General features: G+C 44.0%; 10 protein-coding genes. 4 read left to right on the top strand and 6 right to left on the bottom strand.

Translation table 11 applies throughout. The features are described 5' to 3' along the window. Positions 1 to 65: 65 nt before the first annotated feature. Positions 66 to 1,259, top strand: a complete 1,194-nt coding sequence (locus WG943_RS19285) for an OmpA family protein (protein WP_340411489.1) — start codon at positions 66 to 68, stop codon at positions 1,257 to 1,259. Positions 1,260 to 1,353: 94 nt separating this feature from the next. Here the strand turns inward: WG943_RS19285 and WG943_RS19280 are convergent, their stop codons facing one another. Further along, positions 1,354 to 3,843 carry a DUF5686 and carboxypeptidase-like regulatory domain-containing protein gene (locus WG943_RS19280; RefSeq protein ID WP_340411487.1) on the bottom strand — a complete coding sequence of 830 codons (2,490 nt, stop codon included), beginning with the start codon at positions 3,841 to 3,843 and terminating at the stop codon, positions 1,354 to 1,356. Between the two features lie 218 nt (positions 3,844 to 4,061). Between WG943_RS19280 and WG943_RS19275 the strand changes: the two genes are divergently transcribed. The 3 genes from WG943_RS19275 (at position 4,062) to WG943_RS19265 (ending at position 8,162) form a co-directional block, all read left to right on the top strand. Further along, entirely contained in the window at positions 4,062 to 5,657 is a 1,596-nt protein-coding gene (locus tag WG943_RS19275; RefSeq protein ID WP_340411486.1) for a hypothetical protein, read from the top strand. A gap of 74 nt (positions 5,658 to 5,731) precedes the next feature. After that, entirely contained in the window at positions 5,732 to 7,360 is a 1,629-nt protein-coding gene (locus WG943_RS19270; protein ID WP_340411485.1) for a hypothetical protein, read from the top strand. 196 nt (positions 7,361 to 7,556) lie between these two features. After that, on the top strand, positions 7,557 to 8,162 hold the full coding sequence (locus tag WG943_RS19265; protein WP_340411484.1) for a toxin-antitoxin system YwqK family antitoxin: 606 nt from the start codon (positions 7,557 to 7,559) through the stop codon (positions 8,160 to 8,162). A gap of 130 nt (positions 8,163 to 8,292) precedes the next feature. On the opposite strand, the gene WG943_RS19260 is transcribed toward WG943_RS19265, so the two are convergent. From WG943_RS19260 to WG943_RS19240, 5 genes are all read right to left on the bottom strand, one after another. After that, positions 8,293 to 9,042, bottom strand: a complete 750-nt coding sequence (locus WG943_RS19260; protein WP_340411483.1) for an SDR family NAD(P)-dependent oxidoreductase — start codon at positions 9,040 to 9,042, stop codon at positions 8,293 to 8,295. A 3-nt stretch (positions 9,043 to 9,045) separates the two neighbouring features. Next, positions 9,046 to 9,819 (bottom strand): type IX secretion/gliding motility protein PorT/SprT, encoded by a 774-nt coding sequence (gene porT, locus WG943_RS19255; RefSeq protein ID WP_340411482.1) that lies wholly within the window; start codon positions 9,817 to 9,819, stop codon positions 9,046 to 9,048. Next, on the bottom strand, positions 9,768 to 10,490 hold the full coding sequence (ubiE, locus tag WG943_RS19250; protein ID WP_340411480.1) for a bifunctional demethylmenaquinone methyltransferase/2-methoxy-6-polyprenyl-1,4-benzoquinol methylase UbiE: 723 nt from the start codon (positions 10,488 to 10,490) through the stop codon (positions 9,768 to 9,770). Before ubiE ends, porT begins: the two co-directional genes overlap by 52 nt. Before the next feature lie 148 nt (positions 10,491 to 10,638). Next, positions 10,639 to 12,630 (bottom strand): OmpA family protein, encoded by a 1,992-nt coding sequence (locus tag WG943_RS19245; RefSeq protein WP_340411478.1) that lies wholly within the window; start codon positions 12,628 to 12,630, stop codon positions 10,639 to 10,641. A gap of 425 nt (positions 12,631 to 13,055) precedes the next feature. Further along, positions 13,056 to 14,396: a tetratricopeptide repeat protein gene (locus tag WG943_RS19240; protein WP_340411476.1), complete on the bottom strand. Its 1,341-nt coding sequence runs from the start codon at positions 14,394 to 14,396 to the stop codon at positions 13,056 to 13,058. Positions 14,397 to 14,455: the final 59 nt, after the last annotated feature.

Below are 14,455 nucleotides of genomic sequence, written 5' to 3'. Positions count from 1 at the left end.
AAGTGCAATTTTATACTTTCATAATTTCATTTTATACTTTTATACTTCAAATTCTTTTTACTGCTATGAAAAAAACAGTACTAACATGTGCCTGCGCTTGCATGCTGGCACTTTTTGCTTTTCCTGCCCATGCACAGTTCGACATCGGCAACAAAATAAAAAACAAGGTAAACCAGAAAGTCGATCAGAAAATTGATAAATCAATTGATGAGACATTAGACGGTAAAAAACCTACAGCTGCCGGCAAAGCTACTGCTGTCGGAACTGCTGCCGGTGAAGAGAAAAGTACGGAGAAAATGAAAGCCTGGACAAAGTATGACTTTGTAGCCGGAGATAAAGTCATGTTTTCAGACAACCTGGCCGGTGAAGAAGTCGGAGAGTTTCCGTCTCGCTGGGACCTAAACAAGGGCAACGCAGAGGTGGCTGTTTTTGGTGATGAGCGGGTGATAAACCTGGTGCAAACGGGCACAAGTATAAAACCGCTGATGAAAGGCGAAAATTGGCTGCCAGAAACCTTCACTATTGAGATGGACCTGTTCTTCGAAAGCGACAATGGAAACGTAGCCTATGAAATATACCTGGTAGATGAGATAAATACCTACAAAGAAGAGGTGCATGGAGACTATTGGGAGCCTATTGATATAAGAGCCAACCAGGCAAGATTTAAGACCTTTGGTTCTGAGTCGGAGGAGCTGGCTGCAAAAGAGGTGAAGGGTGTGTGGCGCCATGTGGCTATCTCGTTCAACAAGCGCAGCATGAAAGTATACTTAGATGAGCACCGCCTGATCAACATCCCGAATGTAAATGGCAAACCAACAGGTTTGCGCATTGAGGTAGATAAACGCATTGATGCCAACACCTTAGTTAAAAATGTAATGATAGCAGAGGGAGGCAAAAAGCTTTACGACCAGGTAATGGCTGACGGTAAGATTATAACCTATGGAATTAAATTTGATATAAACAAAGCCACTATAAAACCAGAGTCAGTTGGTACACTTAACAGCATTGCGAAACTGATGCAAGAGCAAGCCAACCTTAAATTTAGCGTGGAAGGCCACACCGACAGCGATGGTGATGATAAAACTAACCTTAAGCTTAGCCAGCAACGCGCCGAAGCCGTGAAGCAATATTTAACAGAACAAGGCATTGCTGCAGACAGATTACAGGCCAAAGGTATGGGCGAAACAAAACCTATCGATAAGAACAGCACACCAGAAGCAAAATCTAATAACAGACGTGTGGAATTTATAAAAATCTAACAAGGTATTATACTTATATAGCTAGCCCCCTTCTTTTTAAGCTTTAAAGCTAAAGAGAAGGGGGCTATGTCATACTGCACTATCTGGAAACCTGCTAAAGTTTAAACTGCACCGAAAACTTAAGACCAAACTTGCGGGTACTTGGTTCGTTCAGATGCGTAAGTCTGTGGAAAGCATCAACACGCAGCACCTTAAAAATATTTTCTATACCATACCCCACTTCTGCATAAGGAGTATTGCCAAGCACTTTAAAATTATCCTGAGGGGCTCCGTCTGCACCGGTTGTTGGCATTAGCTCCAAATTCTTTTGGCTCAACTGCCCGTAAAGTATATTGCTGGTAGCCAGCAAGCGCCATTTCAACTTTTTGATAAGTGGCAGGTGGTTGAGCAGCAGTCCCTCAAAATACTGTTCATAGTGTAACGAGGCGTACGTATCGCTGGCGAACTCAAAATAATCCATCAGGTTAAAGGTAGCATCGTAGTAAAAAGGGGTTTCATTACCTGTGTGAATCTCCAGCAACGGGTATGGCACAGCAGCAAACACTTTACCTGCTTCCAGCCTGTACAAGGCATTACCAAGCCTGCCCATCGGAAACTCCTGCCCCAAGCCTAAATCTACACGTTGGTAGTTTACAGTAGCCCCTAACACCTGATTAAGACCTATAGTATACTTTAGCTGCAGTACAGGCCAGTTGCCGTTGCCCAGGCTAATACGCTCGTTATCGTTTTGCACGTACACCTCGTTATTGGCATAGCGGGTTAAAAAACTTATTTCGGTGGTTGTAAACCTGGAGGAGATCTTATCCAGCTCGGCTGGACCGGCAGCATAGTAGGAGAAGTTATACTGCGGGTCAAAGCGTCGGTTACTAACACTGATGCGTTGCGTCATACCCCGGAACAGGTCGCGTTGCAGATAAGCACTTGTTTCCTGCACCAGCACCGGCCTTCGTAGCTCTCCAAATCTTGCAAAACCCATAAAAAATGGACTAGCGACTAATTTATCAGACATCAGCCCCACCTGTTGCAAATCGTTTTGGTGCTTGACTCCGACTTCGCTCCAGCGCTTTCTGGAGAGAATGTGTCGGGCAGCTATGCTATACTTTAGTTGCTCGTCGTGGGTACCATAGGCAGTGTAGCCGCTAAATTCCCACTTATCACTAAAGCTATAGTTGGTTTTGCCGCCCAGCTGCAAACGGTGGCCTTCTACGTTATTGTAGGCGTAAGTATAGGGCCATGGCCCCCAACTCACTTTACCCAGGTTCTTATACCCAGTACCCAATACGGTTACCAGCTCTGTAAAATTGGCCACCCTTGGTGTAGCTTTGATCGAATCTATAGTGGCATATACTTTTTTATCGGCTATACTTAGCGTGTCGTGGCGACTGCTTTGCCAGAAGCTTTCTTGTTTGTTGCGTGCATCGGCTTGTAGTTCTATCGGCATATCAAAGAAGTTGTTTCGCTGCGGCTGATTTACCTCCACATTACGGTACGAAGTATAAACTTTGGCCAATATGCCTGGTCGGGTCTTGCTCAGCCCTGATATCTTTATGTTAACTTCTGTTTTAGAAGGCATCCATGCAATGGCTTTTACAGGCTCCAGCTCTTGCCGTAGCTGTATACTTTCTATAAAGTTTATGTTGGCCGATTTACTAACTGTGGCATCAATTTTACGAAGTGCATAAGACGTAGAACTAACCCAGATGGCTCCGTTAAAGGCCAAATCCTGTGCACGTTTCTGCTTAAACAGTATCTTATAGCACCAGTCGTCGCCAATGTATAAACTATCGTCAAGTTCATAAGTATAGTAGGCTTTCCAGCCGTCTGCTATCGGACTTATGAAATCTTTCTGCAGCACACTAACCCAATTCTGGTAAAAATTATAGTCCTGGTAAGAGCTTCCGATAACCTGCGACACTAGGCTTCCATCTTGCAGACCTATACCAGTAACTTTGGTAGCTTTGATAACCTCCTTGTTTTTTTTCGGGTCGCGGTTAATGTAGTAATCTGATATTGTTTCGGAGATAAAGAAGGGCAGCACCTTTTTTCCGTTTTCGCCAGCCAAATACATGCTTGTATCTACCAATGATGAGATTGTTTTGCCTATCACACCCCTACCCTTCTTCTGACCAAGGTTATCTACATCAAACTGCATTTTAGTGTAGGCTTCATACTGATAAGCTGAAAGCTTGCGTCGGTCGTTGGCTTTTTTGTGTTCTATCACCTGTCGCATAATGGGCCATGCCGGGTTTTCCCCTGGCCTTATCACCACCTCCTGCAGCTTTTGTGCATTAGTTTCCAGTTTAAAATCTATTACCTGTGCAGCCACACCTTTCTTAACAGCTATGGTTTGTGGTATGTATCCTACATAAGAAGCAGTAACAGAATCTGGGGCAGAGTTCAGCCGGATGGCATAGGCGCCGTTTACATCGGTAGAGGTACCTAGGGAGGTATTTTTAACGAAGATGCTTACAAATGGGAGCGTTTCACCTGTTGCAGCATCAGTAACTTGTCCGGATATACGTACCTGCGCCTGGCAAATAGTTACGGCAAGTATGCTTATTAATACAGAAAATAACGTTTTCAAGGCTATGAATTTAACGGCCGCAAAGGTACGTTCTTTTAGTCAATAGATGTATAAACATATATTAATCTATTAATAAGATATTTGCTATTCTAACTGCAGCCACGGCCTCTCCTCTACTCATGCACTGTTGACTCTGCCTATGTTTTTAGAGCATTTCACGTGAAAACATTATAGCCAGATTACGTTAGATAGGTAAGTTAAAGCAGACATACCACTATATGAATATACGCTTAGGGCATCTTGTACTTTTAGTTGCCATATTGCTCTTCTCCGGATGCGTAAGAAAGAATTTCTTCGCTACAACACCTCTTACCGACCCAGAAGTACGCCAGAAAATCGAAAATAATCCTGAGGCAGTAGATTCTGTGCTAGTTCAGGCAGGCAAACATTACAATAGAAAGGGATTTGTGCACCGCATTTTCTGGGGAACTCATTATCGTCCGGTTTGGGGAGCACCTGTTAAAGTGCCTGTATTTGATATGGATACTACAAAAGGTGGACTGGAAATAGAAAAGCTGGGTGGCGGTTATCAGACCACTAGCCTCACACTTGTTGATAAGGATGGGTTTACATACGCATTGCGCTCTCTTGATAAAGACCCAAAAGAGGTATTGCCTAAATTATGGAGAAATACTTTTGTGCTCAATATCCTGCGCGACCAGATATCAGCTATCAACCCTTACGGAGCCTTAATTTTACCACCTATGGCAAAGGCTGCAGGCATTCCACACTCATCTCCTGAGCTGGTGTATGTGCGGCCTAACGATTCTTCTTTCGGAGAGTATGAAGATGAATTCAGCGACAGGCTTTTTGCTATCGAAGAAAAGTATAACGATAAAAATGCTATCACTCCTGCACTTGGCAACGCCACAGACATAGTAGGTTCTGGTAAAATGCTTAACAATCGCTTCGAAGACGATGATCATTTTGTGGATCAGTTAGCGTTTGCCAAGGCCCGCCTTTTTGACCTGCTAGTACATGACTGGGACCGGCACGAGGGGCAGTGGGAATGGGCAAAGTATGAGAAAGGCGACGAGAACTATTATCGTCCTATACCTAAAGACAGAGACAACGTATTTTACCGGTTTCAGGACGGTATCATCCCCTGGATCTTTAGCAGGAACTGGGCCATACGTAAGTTCGAGTCTTTTGATGATGAGTTTAACGACGTGTATGCTCTGATGATCAACTCCAGGTTTATCGATGAGAGGGCGCTCTCGCAGGTAACACGTGCACAGTTTGATTCGCTGGCAAAAGAGCTGCAGACGGCTATTACAGATGATGTGATTGCAAAAGGCGTACAGAGTTTCCCGGATTCCGTTTACCAGTTGATTGGAGAAAACACACAGCGAAAACTCATAAACCGCCGCGACAAACTACATGAGGCTGCCAATAAGTTTTATGAAATACTAGCCAAAGAGGTACTGGTAATCGGCACCGACAAAGAAGATGAATTTGAGGTAAACCGCCTCGACGACGAAAGAACAGAAGTAGTTGTTAAGCGGGAATCTGATGAAAATGTGATATACCGCCGTACGTTTTACCGTTCCGAAACGGAGTTGATAACCCTACATGGCCTAGCTGAGGACGACAAGTTCAAGATAAAAGGTAAAGTGAAGCATGGCATTAAAGTTAAGATTGTAGGTGGCCGTGGCGAAGATGAGATTGAGGATGAATCGGATGTAAAACGAGGCGGAAAGAAAACTTGGGTTTACGACACCAAGCGCGGCACAGAATTGAAGGCTGGCCCTACAACAAAAGATAAACGCACAAGCGATGTACGTGTACATGCCTTCGATAGGGAAGGATTTTAAAAGCAACTGCACATACTATAACACGACACCCAAAAGATACAGATAGGCCTTGCCTTTACTGTACCTTATTATATATGATCAGAACTAACATTTATACTTTTATCCTGTTACTGCTTTTGCTACAATTTACAAGCAGCTGCAGCAACAGATTTATACATACCGTACAGCAGGTTCCTCCTCCAGCTGGAGCACCTGGCACAGTTCCAGACTTCTCTGACAGTACCATTATACTGGCAGCCGGCCCACACTACGACAGAGGCTGGATCCATACTTTTTTCTATGGCGACCACTATCGCGCTATCTGGAAAGCACCCGTAGAGGCAAAGGTGCTGGATATTGGCACAGTAAAAGGAGGCTTAAAACCGCTGCAGATGGGAGGCAGCAGGCAAACCATTAACATACGCCTGCAAAACCCTGACGGTGTAGAATATGTGGTTCGATCTTTAGACAAGGAGCCAGCCAGTGTATTCTCTGAGAGAATGCAGCGCAGCTACATTGCCTATATTGTACGCGATGCTACCTTTGCCGGTAACCCGTATGGCGATCTTACCATACCTCCTATGGCAAAGGCCTTGAATATGTACTATGTAGAGCCGGAGCTGGTATATGTGCCTCACGACCCGCGTTTGGGTGCCTACAGCGACAGCATTGGCGGCACATTGGGCTTGCTGGAACGAAGGCCGGATGGCGATCAGTCTAAAAACCCTTTGGCTGGTTATGCTCCCAAAGTTAAAAGCACACGTTCGGCCATAACAGAACGCCTTATGGACAACGACTCTAAGTTTGATGCACGTTTTTACCTGCGGGCCCGCCTGCTCGACATGCTGGTAGGTGACTGGAGCCGCCACGAAGACAACTGGCGCTGGGCAGAACTTGAGCACGCAGACAAAGCCTATACTTACCGTGCCATCCCCCGCGACCGCGATAATGTATACTATAAATTTGAAGACGGCATCATTCCTTGGTTCTTTAAAAGGCTCGGCTTTAAACCGCACTTCCAGACTTTCCGGAAGAACCTGAAGCAGGTAGAAAAGCTCAACCTGAGTGGCCGTAACCTGGACGAGCTTATACTTTCGGAACTAGAGTGGCAGGATTGGCAGGAAGTAACAGATAGCGTGTTCACTGCCCTAAACGACCAGGTACTGGAAGAAGCCATGCGTGCCATGCCTGACACAGTTTATAAACTAACCGGCCAGGAAACCCTGCGAAAGCTGAAAAGCAGAAGAGACCAACTCCACAGCATCTCCAGCCGCTACTTTGCCATACTTGCAGAAGAGGTAGTAATAACAGGAACCGACAAGCACGAACTTTTTACTATAGAGGTACTCTCTGAAGACAAGGTAAAAGTTAATGTTTACAAAACCGATAAAGGCGGCGAAGTAAAACAATTACTTTTCTCCCGTACCGTGCATGCTAAAACCACTAAAGCTATTAAAGTATACGGCTTGAATGGAGATGACCATTTCGAGATAAAAGGCAGCACTAAGCCTAAAGTAAATGTTTATATCTGGGGTGGTGCAGGTGCAGATAGCTACCATGTCATAAGCAACGGCAGCAAGCTGGGCAAAAAAGTATACATCACCGACTCTACCTACAGCAACACCTACAAAACAGACAAACATACTACCGTTAAAATAAACGACGACCTGCCTGCAAAAGAGTTTGATGCTGAAGGATGGCTACTTAGGTATTACCTGGATTAAAATTTTAGGTTTGCCACTATATCGAAGCTGATCATTTCAAAGTCAGTAGTTGAAGCGTTGAAGCAACCCTAAAAATTTCTATATTAGTTGCATAAAAAATTACCAACTTTAGTATGGGGCGGTTCTACTATATACATAGTGCCAATAACCGTATGTTTACGCATAGCTACTAGTTATGGCAAATAGAAATCAATGAATGAGAGTCCCCTTAATCATAGCATTTTTATTGTTTGTATTGGCTTCCTGTAGCCCTAAAACTTATGTCTTTGTAGGAAATGAGCACAGGTTTGGCGACTTATCTGATGGCTTGCCAGATTTAGATTCCACAGCAACTACATACTATGAAGGCGGAAGTATAAAGTTCGAAGGGAAGTATGCTGTGACTTTAGACAAACAGTTGAGCAACATCAAAGCAGGGGAATGGAAGCAATACTATGAGAATGGGCAATTGAAAAGTGAAGGCAACTATAAGATTAGCTCCTACCTTAATTGTTGTGTGAGTGGAGCATGTAGGGAGTACTATTCTTATAAAGATGGTTTATGGAAGTACTATAGTGAAAAAGGCATTTTAGAGTATGAAGTAGAGTTTAAACCTGACAAACTACATGTTAACACAAACTGTGAAGGTGGAGATTCTGTGACATTCGGAATAGTCAAAACTATACCGCTTAAATATAAAGGTACATTGACACCAGACAATATCTTTGAACTACAAAAGGTGGTATTAGAAGAAGAAGTTGGTTATCTGACCTATACACCCTTAAACGGAGAATTATACATTACATTTGAGCCAAAAAAGTAGAACAACTAGCCATAACCACACCTAAACTTTAGCTACGCCACAGCCTGTACCAAACGTTGTAAATTAGAAAGCCCCGGCCCCTGAAAGTATAAACCAGGAGCCGGGGCTTTTTAAATACGCTATTTATACTTTACTCCTTCACCACTGTAGTAGCTGATGCCTGGGCAGCTGGTAGTATAAGCACCTCCGCCAGGTTTACGTGTGCAGGGCGTGTAACTATAAAGCTGATTAGTTCTGCGATATCCTCGGCCTGTAAAGCTTTGTAGCCTTGGTAAACAGTGGCAGCCCTGTCTTTGTCGCCTTTAAAGCGTACTTCTGAGAACTCTGTTTCTACCAGGCCAGGATTTACTTCCGATACTTTTATACCATCGTGCACCAAGTCCAAACGCATGGCTTTGGAGAGAGCATCTACAGCAAACTTGGAGGCACAGTACACATTACCATTGGCGTATACTTCTTTACCGGCTATAGAGCCAATGTTTATGATATGTCCTTTTTTGTGCTTCAGCATCAGGGGCAGTACGGCACGGGTTATATACAGCAGGCCTTTCACGTTAATGTCCAGCATCGCGTCCCAGTCGTCTACATCACCGGTTTGTATCGGAGAAAGTCCGTGCGCGTTACCGGCGTTGTTTACCAACACTTCTATCTGTCGCCAGGCCTCAGGCAGAGAATCAATGGCTTCCTCAATGGCAACTTTATCACGTACATCAAAGGTCATAGTATAAACTGGCACTTCGGTTATCAGGTTCTTCAGCTCCTCCAGTCGCTCTTCGCGGCGGCCGGTGGCAATTATCTGGTATCCTTTTTTAGCGAGCTCCAGGGCAGTGGCGCGGCCAATCCCAGAAGTAGCGCCGGTAATCAATGCAGTCTTGGTCATTTTTTACTCGAAGAAAAGTATAAATGAAACGTTGTGGTTTGTCAGCTTCTGTATGCTGTTGTTATAAAGGCTCTCGTTAGGCACATGCTGGTTTAGCAAACCATGAGAGAAGCGGATCTCTGGGGCAAACTTAAAGTATGGGTAGAAGATATCCAGTCCAAACCCATACTCCAGAGCAAGATCAAAGTTATCTACCAACAGCTCGCTTGTATTATCGTCGCCGCTGCGGGTACTGCCTAGGTCTATGCCGGGCTTAATGCCTCCTACCATATACATCCTAAAGTTGCCACGTCGCTTAGCTTTATACTTTAGCAACAGGGGCATTTCGATCATGGTAGAGCTTATCGTTTTTGCTACATCCTGGCGTTCACCGGTTTCTGATGGGGCATTGGCAAACTCTATGGTGCGGCCGTAAAAGCCAACTCCCGGCACAAAGCGTGCACTCAGGTACTCTGCTAGCCGTACATCAAGCACCAAGCCAGTATAAAAGCCTGGAGATACTTTGGCATTAATGGCCATACTTCCTGCGCCACCAGGGTCGTTAGCCAATTGGTCGGCGTATTCCTGCGAGTGCTGTACGTTATACTTTGTAAGGGGCGCGGCCAGGTAAAAGCCGTAGTGTACAACTTTATCGTCGTAACCGGGCTTGTTTTGCTGCTTAATTTTTTTCTGTGCCTGTGCTGCCTGACTGCCGAGCAGCATCACCAGTACAAAGCCTAGAAATATTACTTTTTGCCAGTGTAAATCGAACTGATGCCGAATGTGAGTGAATGCCATTTGGTGTTTTTAAATCCAACTTCTTCAAATATGCTGATAAAGTCCTTGCCATCCGGAAAAGCCTGTACAGACTCGGGCAGGTAAGTATACGCAGCATTATCCTTTGAAACGATCTTACCTACCACTGGTAGTATATTCTTGAAATAAAATTGGTAAAGCTGTTTCATTGGGAAGCTGCGCGGCTTCGAAAACTCCAGCACAACGGCTGTGCCACCCGGCTTAAGCACACGGTTCATCTCCGAAAGACCCTTTTTCAGGTTCTCGAAGTTACGCACACCAAAAGCCACGGTGATCGCATCAAAGGTATTATCCTCGAATGGCAGGTTTTCAGAATCGCCATACTTTAGCTCGATCTTATTTGTAAGACCTTTTTTTACCAGCTTCTCACGTCCTACGGCTAACATACCCTCCGAGATGTCTACACCCACAATTTTATCTGGGTTAAGTCGCAAGGTTTCTATGGCGAAGTCGGCGGTGCCGGTGGCAATGTCTAAAACAAACTTTGGTTTTTCAGGAGCCAGCAGGCTAACAGCTTTCTTTCTCCAGATAATATCGATGCCAGCGCTCAAGAAATGGTTCAGGAAGTCATACTTGCCGGCAATGTTGTTAAACATTGTGGCCACCTGCGATTTCTTATCGTCGTTCTGGTCTTTGTAGGGTACTACCGCCATGGGTTAAATGTAGATTATAATAAGGCAAAAATACTGTTCCTAAAACTATAATCCGCAGTTTATGTTCCGAAATATAAAAAAACAGGCCAGACATATTGCCTGGCCTGTTTCAAAAGTAGTTTTAAAGTGGGCTCAATGGCCCTTTACTTTAGTTCTGGTTCATCTGGTTATTGATGCGCTGATTCTGCTGCTGATCGTCGCCCTGACGAGGAATCACTCTGAACTCTGTTCTTCTGTTCAGCTGCATGTTTTCTGCAGAATCGTTTGCGACAGCTGGTCTGCGCTCGCCGTAGCTAACTGTTACCAGGCGTCTAGGAGAGATACCTTGCTTTACCAGGTAATCGTAAGCGGCACCTGCACGGTTTTCGCCCAGCGTCATGTTATATGATTCACTGGCACGTGAGTCGGTGTGGCCTTCTATACTTACGTTGATGCCCGGATTCTGCTTCATTATACGAACAATGTTGTCCAACTCTCTGATAGACTCCGGACGCAGGTTAAACTTATCTGTATCATAGTAGATGTTCTGCATTGCAAACTTACCTGTTGTTGCAGGCGTGGCAGTTGTATCAACAAAAGCGATGTAGAAGTTTTGGGTAATGCTTGTAGTATCGTTTAGCGATACTGGCACATCTACTTCTTCTGTCGTAATTAAGTTACCATCTCTGGATATCTGCACCTGGTACTTACGACCAGACAAGATATTTACAGCATAGGTAGCAGAGTCTGGCTTTGTTACATCACGATAAGAAATAGGACGCTTATCAGCCTGAGTAGAGTTAAACACCAGTTCCACACCAGAGATCAACGTACTATCTACATTAGAGAAAACCTGACCTTTAACCTCTGCGTTGCGCAGGTAGTTAATAGTATAAATATCTTTTTCGCCGTAGCCACCAATGCGGTACGAAGACAGGTAAGCATAACTGCCATCAGGCGCAAGGCGATAATAAGTATCATCGTCAGGTGTGTTAATCGGTGAACCTAAGTTTACAGGGCGTGCCCAGCGTCTGGCTACAGAGTCAAACTTAGCTGAGAATATATCATAGCCGCCCATAGAGTTATGGCCTCTGGATGCAAAGAACAAAGTACCATCGCTTGCTAAGTATGGGCTGTCATCATCAAAAGAAGTATTAATGGTTCTGCCCAGGTTACGTGGTGTTCCCCAGCTGCCGTTCTTATTGCGCTGCACTACATAAATATCAAGGTCGCCGTTCTCAGAGTAGTTGTTTGTAGAGTAGTATAAAGTATTGCCATCTGGAGTGATGTAAGCATCAGACTCGAAATTTCTTGTGTTTACCTTATCGCTGATGCTCACAGGCGCGCCCCAGCTTCCGTCTGCCTGGCGCTCCGAAACAAGAATGTCGCCACCATTAACAGAAGAGTATAGCAGCATCTTCGTGTCGTTGTCGAACAACTGAATTGAAGCATCGTGGCCAGGGCTATTAAGGGCACCAGGTACTCTGCGGGTTGGCTCCCATTCATCGTCGCCAATTCTTCTTGTCTCAAAAATATCTTCATAAAACTCACCATCACGGGCAGCCTTGCCACCTGTTGCCTGCTCACCTCTCGATGTAAACAGCAGGTAGTTAAAGTCAGAAGAAATTACTGGGCTGTGCTCAGAGTAAGCTGTGTTGATAGTGCCTCCCAGGTTTTTAACAAAAACATCTTTTGGGTTAGCTACTTCTTTTTTAGCGTTTTGAGCATACTTAATAAGCTGTGCTACTTCCTCCTGGCGCTCGTAGTTTCTTTTCTTGATGTTTTTCTGATAGTTCTTAAAATGATCTACTGCGCTATCAAAACGGTAGTTGATGTGATCTGTGCGACCTAGCCAGTACTCCAGTTCTTTGTCCACGTTTGGTTTTAGCTTCTGGGCACGGTACAGGTAATCAGCAGATTTCTCCTTATCAAAGGTCATATAGCTGATACCTGCACGGTATAAAGCTTTTGCGTTATCAGGATCGTTTGCCAGTACTTGCTCATAATAAGGAATTGCCTCCCTATAGTTTTCTTTATTAAAAAACTTGTTAGCTGTACGCAGCTGCTTTCTGGTGCTCTGTGCCGATACTGAGATCGTAAACAGAAGCATCAGGGCTAGCAACAACGAGAACCGAGATAACAATTTGGCTAAATGATTCATATAGTAAAGGGTTTGTTATAATGTTTCCTATTTAAGTTTGTAAATGCTAATAGCTTATATTTATCTGGAGCTTATATATAGCTTGTTTTACATATACACCAGCATCTATACGTATAATAGCTTAATTGGTATATGCCATTATTTGATTAAATGTTTAAGCGCTGTAAACGCAACAGGAATTGTTACGGGTTATTGCTATACTGCCATCTGTTAGTTTATAATAGAACTAACATAAAATTGACATATTCGCAAATATATGAAATTAATAATATTTAAGTATAGATTTACTTAAAGATTCATTTTTATTAAATGGCACCTTTAAATAATATTATGCTGTAGCAGGTAATTTATTTAAGCTACTTAAAAGATGTAATTTACCCTTTAACTCTTTACTAAGATTAAGCCTAAATTAATGTGCAGAATGATCACTTTACAGAAAACAACACTTGGTAAATATCCTTACCACCAAAGCCACCTGCACGGTTAGAGGAGAAAAAAGCGCTGGTACGGCTGCGGTTAAGCACAAAGTATAAATCGTCGTGTGTAGAGTTGATCGGGTATCCCAAGTTATATGCTTTGGACCACTCCCCGTTCTCCAGCCTTGAACTGAAAATATCAAAGCCTCCCATGGTGTTGTGCCCCAGAGAGCTAAAGTATAATGTGTTAGTTGCCGGGTCTACAAAAGGAGCATCATCGTCGAAAGCAGTATTTACGTTTGGACCAAGGTTTAGGGCATCTCCCCAGCTACCATCTTCCTGCCGGGCAGTTATGTATAGATCTAACCCACCAAAACCTCCGTTACGGTTACTAGAGAAAAAAGCGTATTTTCCATCAGGAGTTATAAAAACAGACACGTTAAGCTGCCCTTCGTCAAATGGGTACTCTAACTGCTGCGGCTCTCCCCATACCCCCTGCTCCAGTTGAGACACATGCAGTCCCTTTGTAGTATGAAAAGTATAAAGCTTATGCCCCTGAGGCCCGATGTTTACCAACCCGTGCTCTTGTTTGGTTTTAAAAGAACCCAAGGAGTGTGCAGTTTGCTGCCAACCATCTTTGCTTAAATAGGCATACTTTAGCTTCTCCTCATCGGAAAGTAAACCGTTTTTGTCACCGTGTCTGTAGCGTGTAGTATACAGCATAGCGCTGTCTCCGGGCAAGAAAACCGGGATATGATCTGAGAAAGATGTATTTACACCCCTGCCCAGATTAATAACCTCTGCAACTGAAGGCTTGTTTATCAGCATCGCACCTGCAGCACACTCATCAATTCTCTTCTGCAAAAACTGCAGGTAAGGCTTATCAGTGCGAGGGGTTTTGGCCATTTCCTGCTGGTAATATTTGCGGGCCTCCTCAAACTCATAATCCTGATGATATGCTTGAGCAAGATAAAAAGTAATAAGGTAATCAGAAAAGGTAGGTGTTATATCAAAAGCTCTCTTAAAGTATACTTTTGCCTTTTTGGGCTCGTGCAGCTCCATGTAGCAATACCCAGCTTTATAATTAGCCTTAACGTTCTTGGGGTTTATCTCCAGTGCTTTGTTGTAAAGCTCCAGCGCCAGCATGAAGTTATTTAAGTCAAAAGCTACATCGGCGCGGCGTATATACTTCCCCTCCCCTCCGGACATGGCTGCACCGCTCAAAACTAATAACACAGCCAGCGCAAATAAAAGAATGCCCCCTCTTTTAGCCGGTATTAGAAAATACTGCCTAAGAAGATTTGCCGTTATACAAAAACCAGCGCCCAGGATAGTACCTGATAACTTCATGTTTGAAAAAATAAGCGTAACTTTGAGGAGCAAATCAGCATCAACTGCCTTTGAAGAGG

This window comes from Pontibacter sp. H249, from assembly GCF_037892465.1.
In the GTDB taxonomy this organism is placed as follows: Bacteria; Bacteroidota; Bacteroidia; order Cytophagales; family Hymenobacteraceae; genus Pontibacter.
Note: the sequence above shows the minus strand (reverse complement) of the source record. Positions and strands in the feature narration are given on the sequence as shown.

Excerpts from the sequence above, each read along its gene's own strand:
- WG943_RS19285 (WP_340411489.1), top strand. The coding sequence starts at position 66 with ATGAAAAAAACAGTACTAACATGTGCCTGCGCTTGCATGCTGGCACTT.
- WG943_RS19275 (WP_340411486.1), top strand. The coding sequence starts at position 4,062 with ATGAATATACGCTTAGGGCATCTTGTACTTTTAGTTGCCATATTGCTC.
- WG943_RS19270 (WP_340411485.1), top strand. The coding sequence starts at position 5,732 with ATGATCAGAACTAACATTTATACTTTTATCCTGTTACTGCTTTTGCTA.
- WG943_RS19265 (WP_340411484.1), top strand. The coding sequence starts at position 7,557 with ATGAGAGTCCCCTTAATCATAGCATTTTTATTGTTTGTATTGGCTTCC.
- WG943_RS19260 (WP_340411483.1), bottom strand. The coding sequence starts at position 9,042 with ATGACCAAGACTGCATTGATTACCGGCGCTACTTCTGGGATTGGCCGC.
- porT (WP_340411482.1), bottom strand. The coding sequence starts at position 9,819 with ATGGCATTCACTCACATTCGGCATCAGTTCGATTTACACTGGCAAAAA.
- ubiE (WP_340411480.1), bottom strand. The coding sequence starts at position 10,490 with ATGGCGGTAGTACCCTACAAAGACCAGAACGACGATAAGAAATCGCAG.
- WG943_RS19245 (WP_340411478.1), bottom strand. The coding sequence starts at position 12,630 with ATGAATCATTTAGCCAAATTGTTATCTCGGTTCTCGTTGTTGCTAGCC.
- WG943_RS19240 (WP_340411476.1), bottom strand. The coding sequence starts at position 14,396 with ATGAAGTTATCAGGTACTATCCTGGGCGCTGGTTTTTGTATAACGGCA.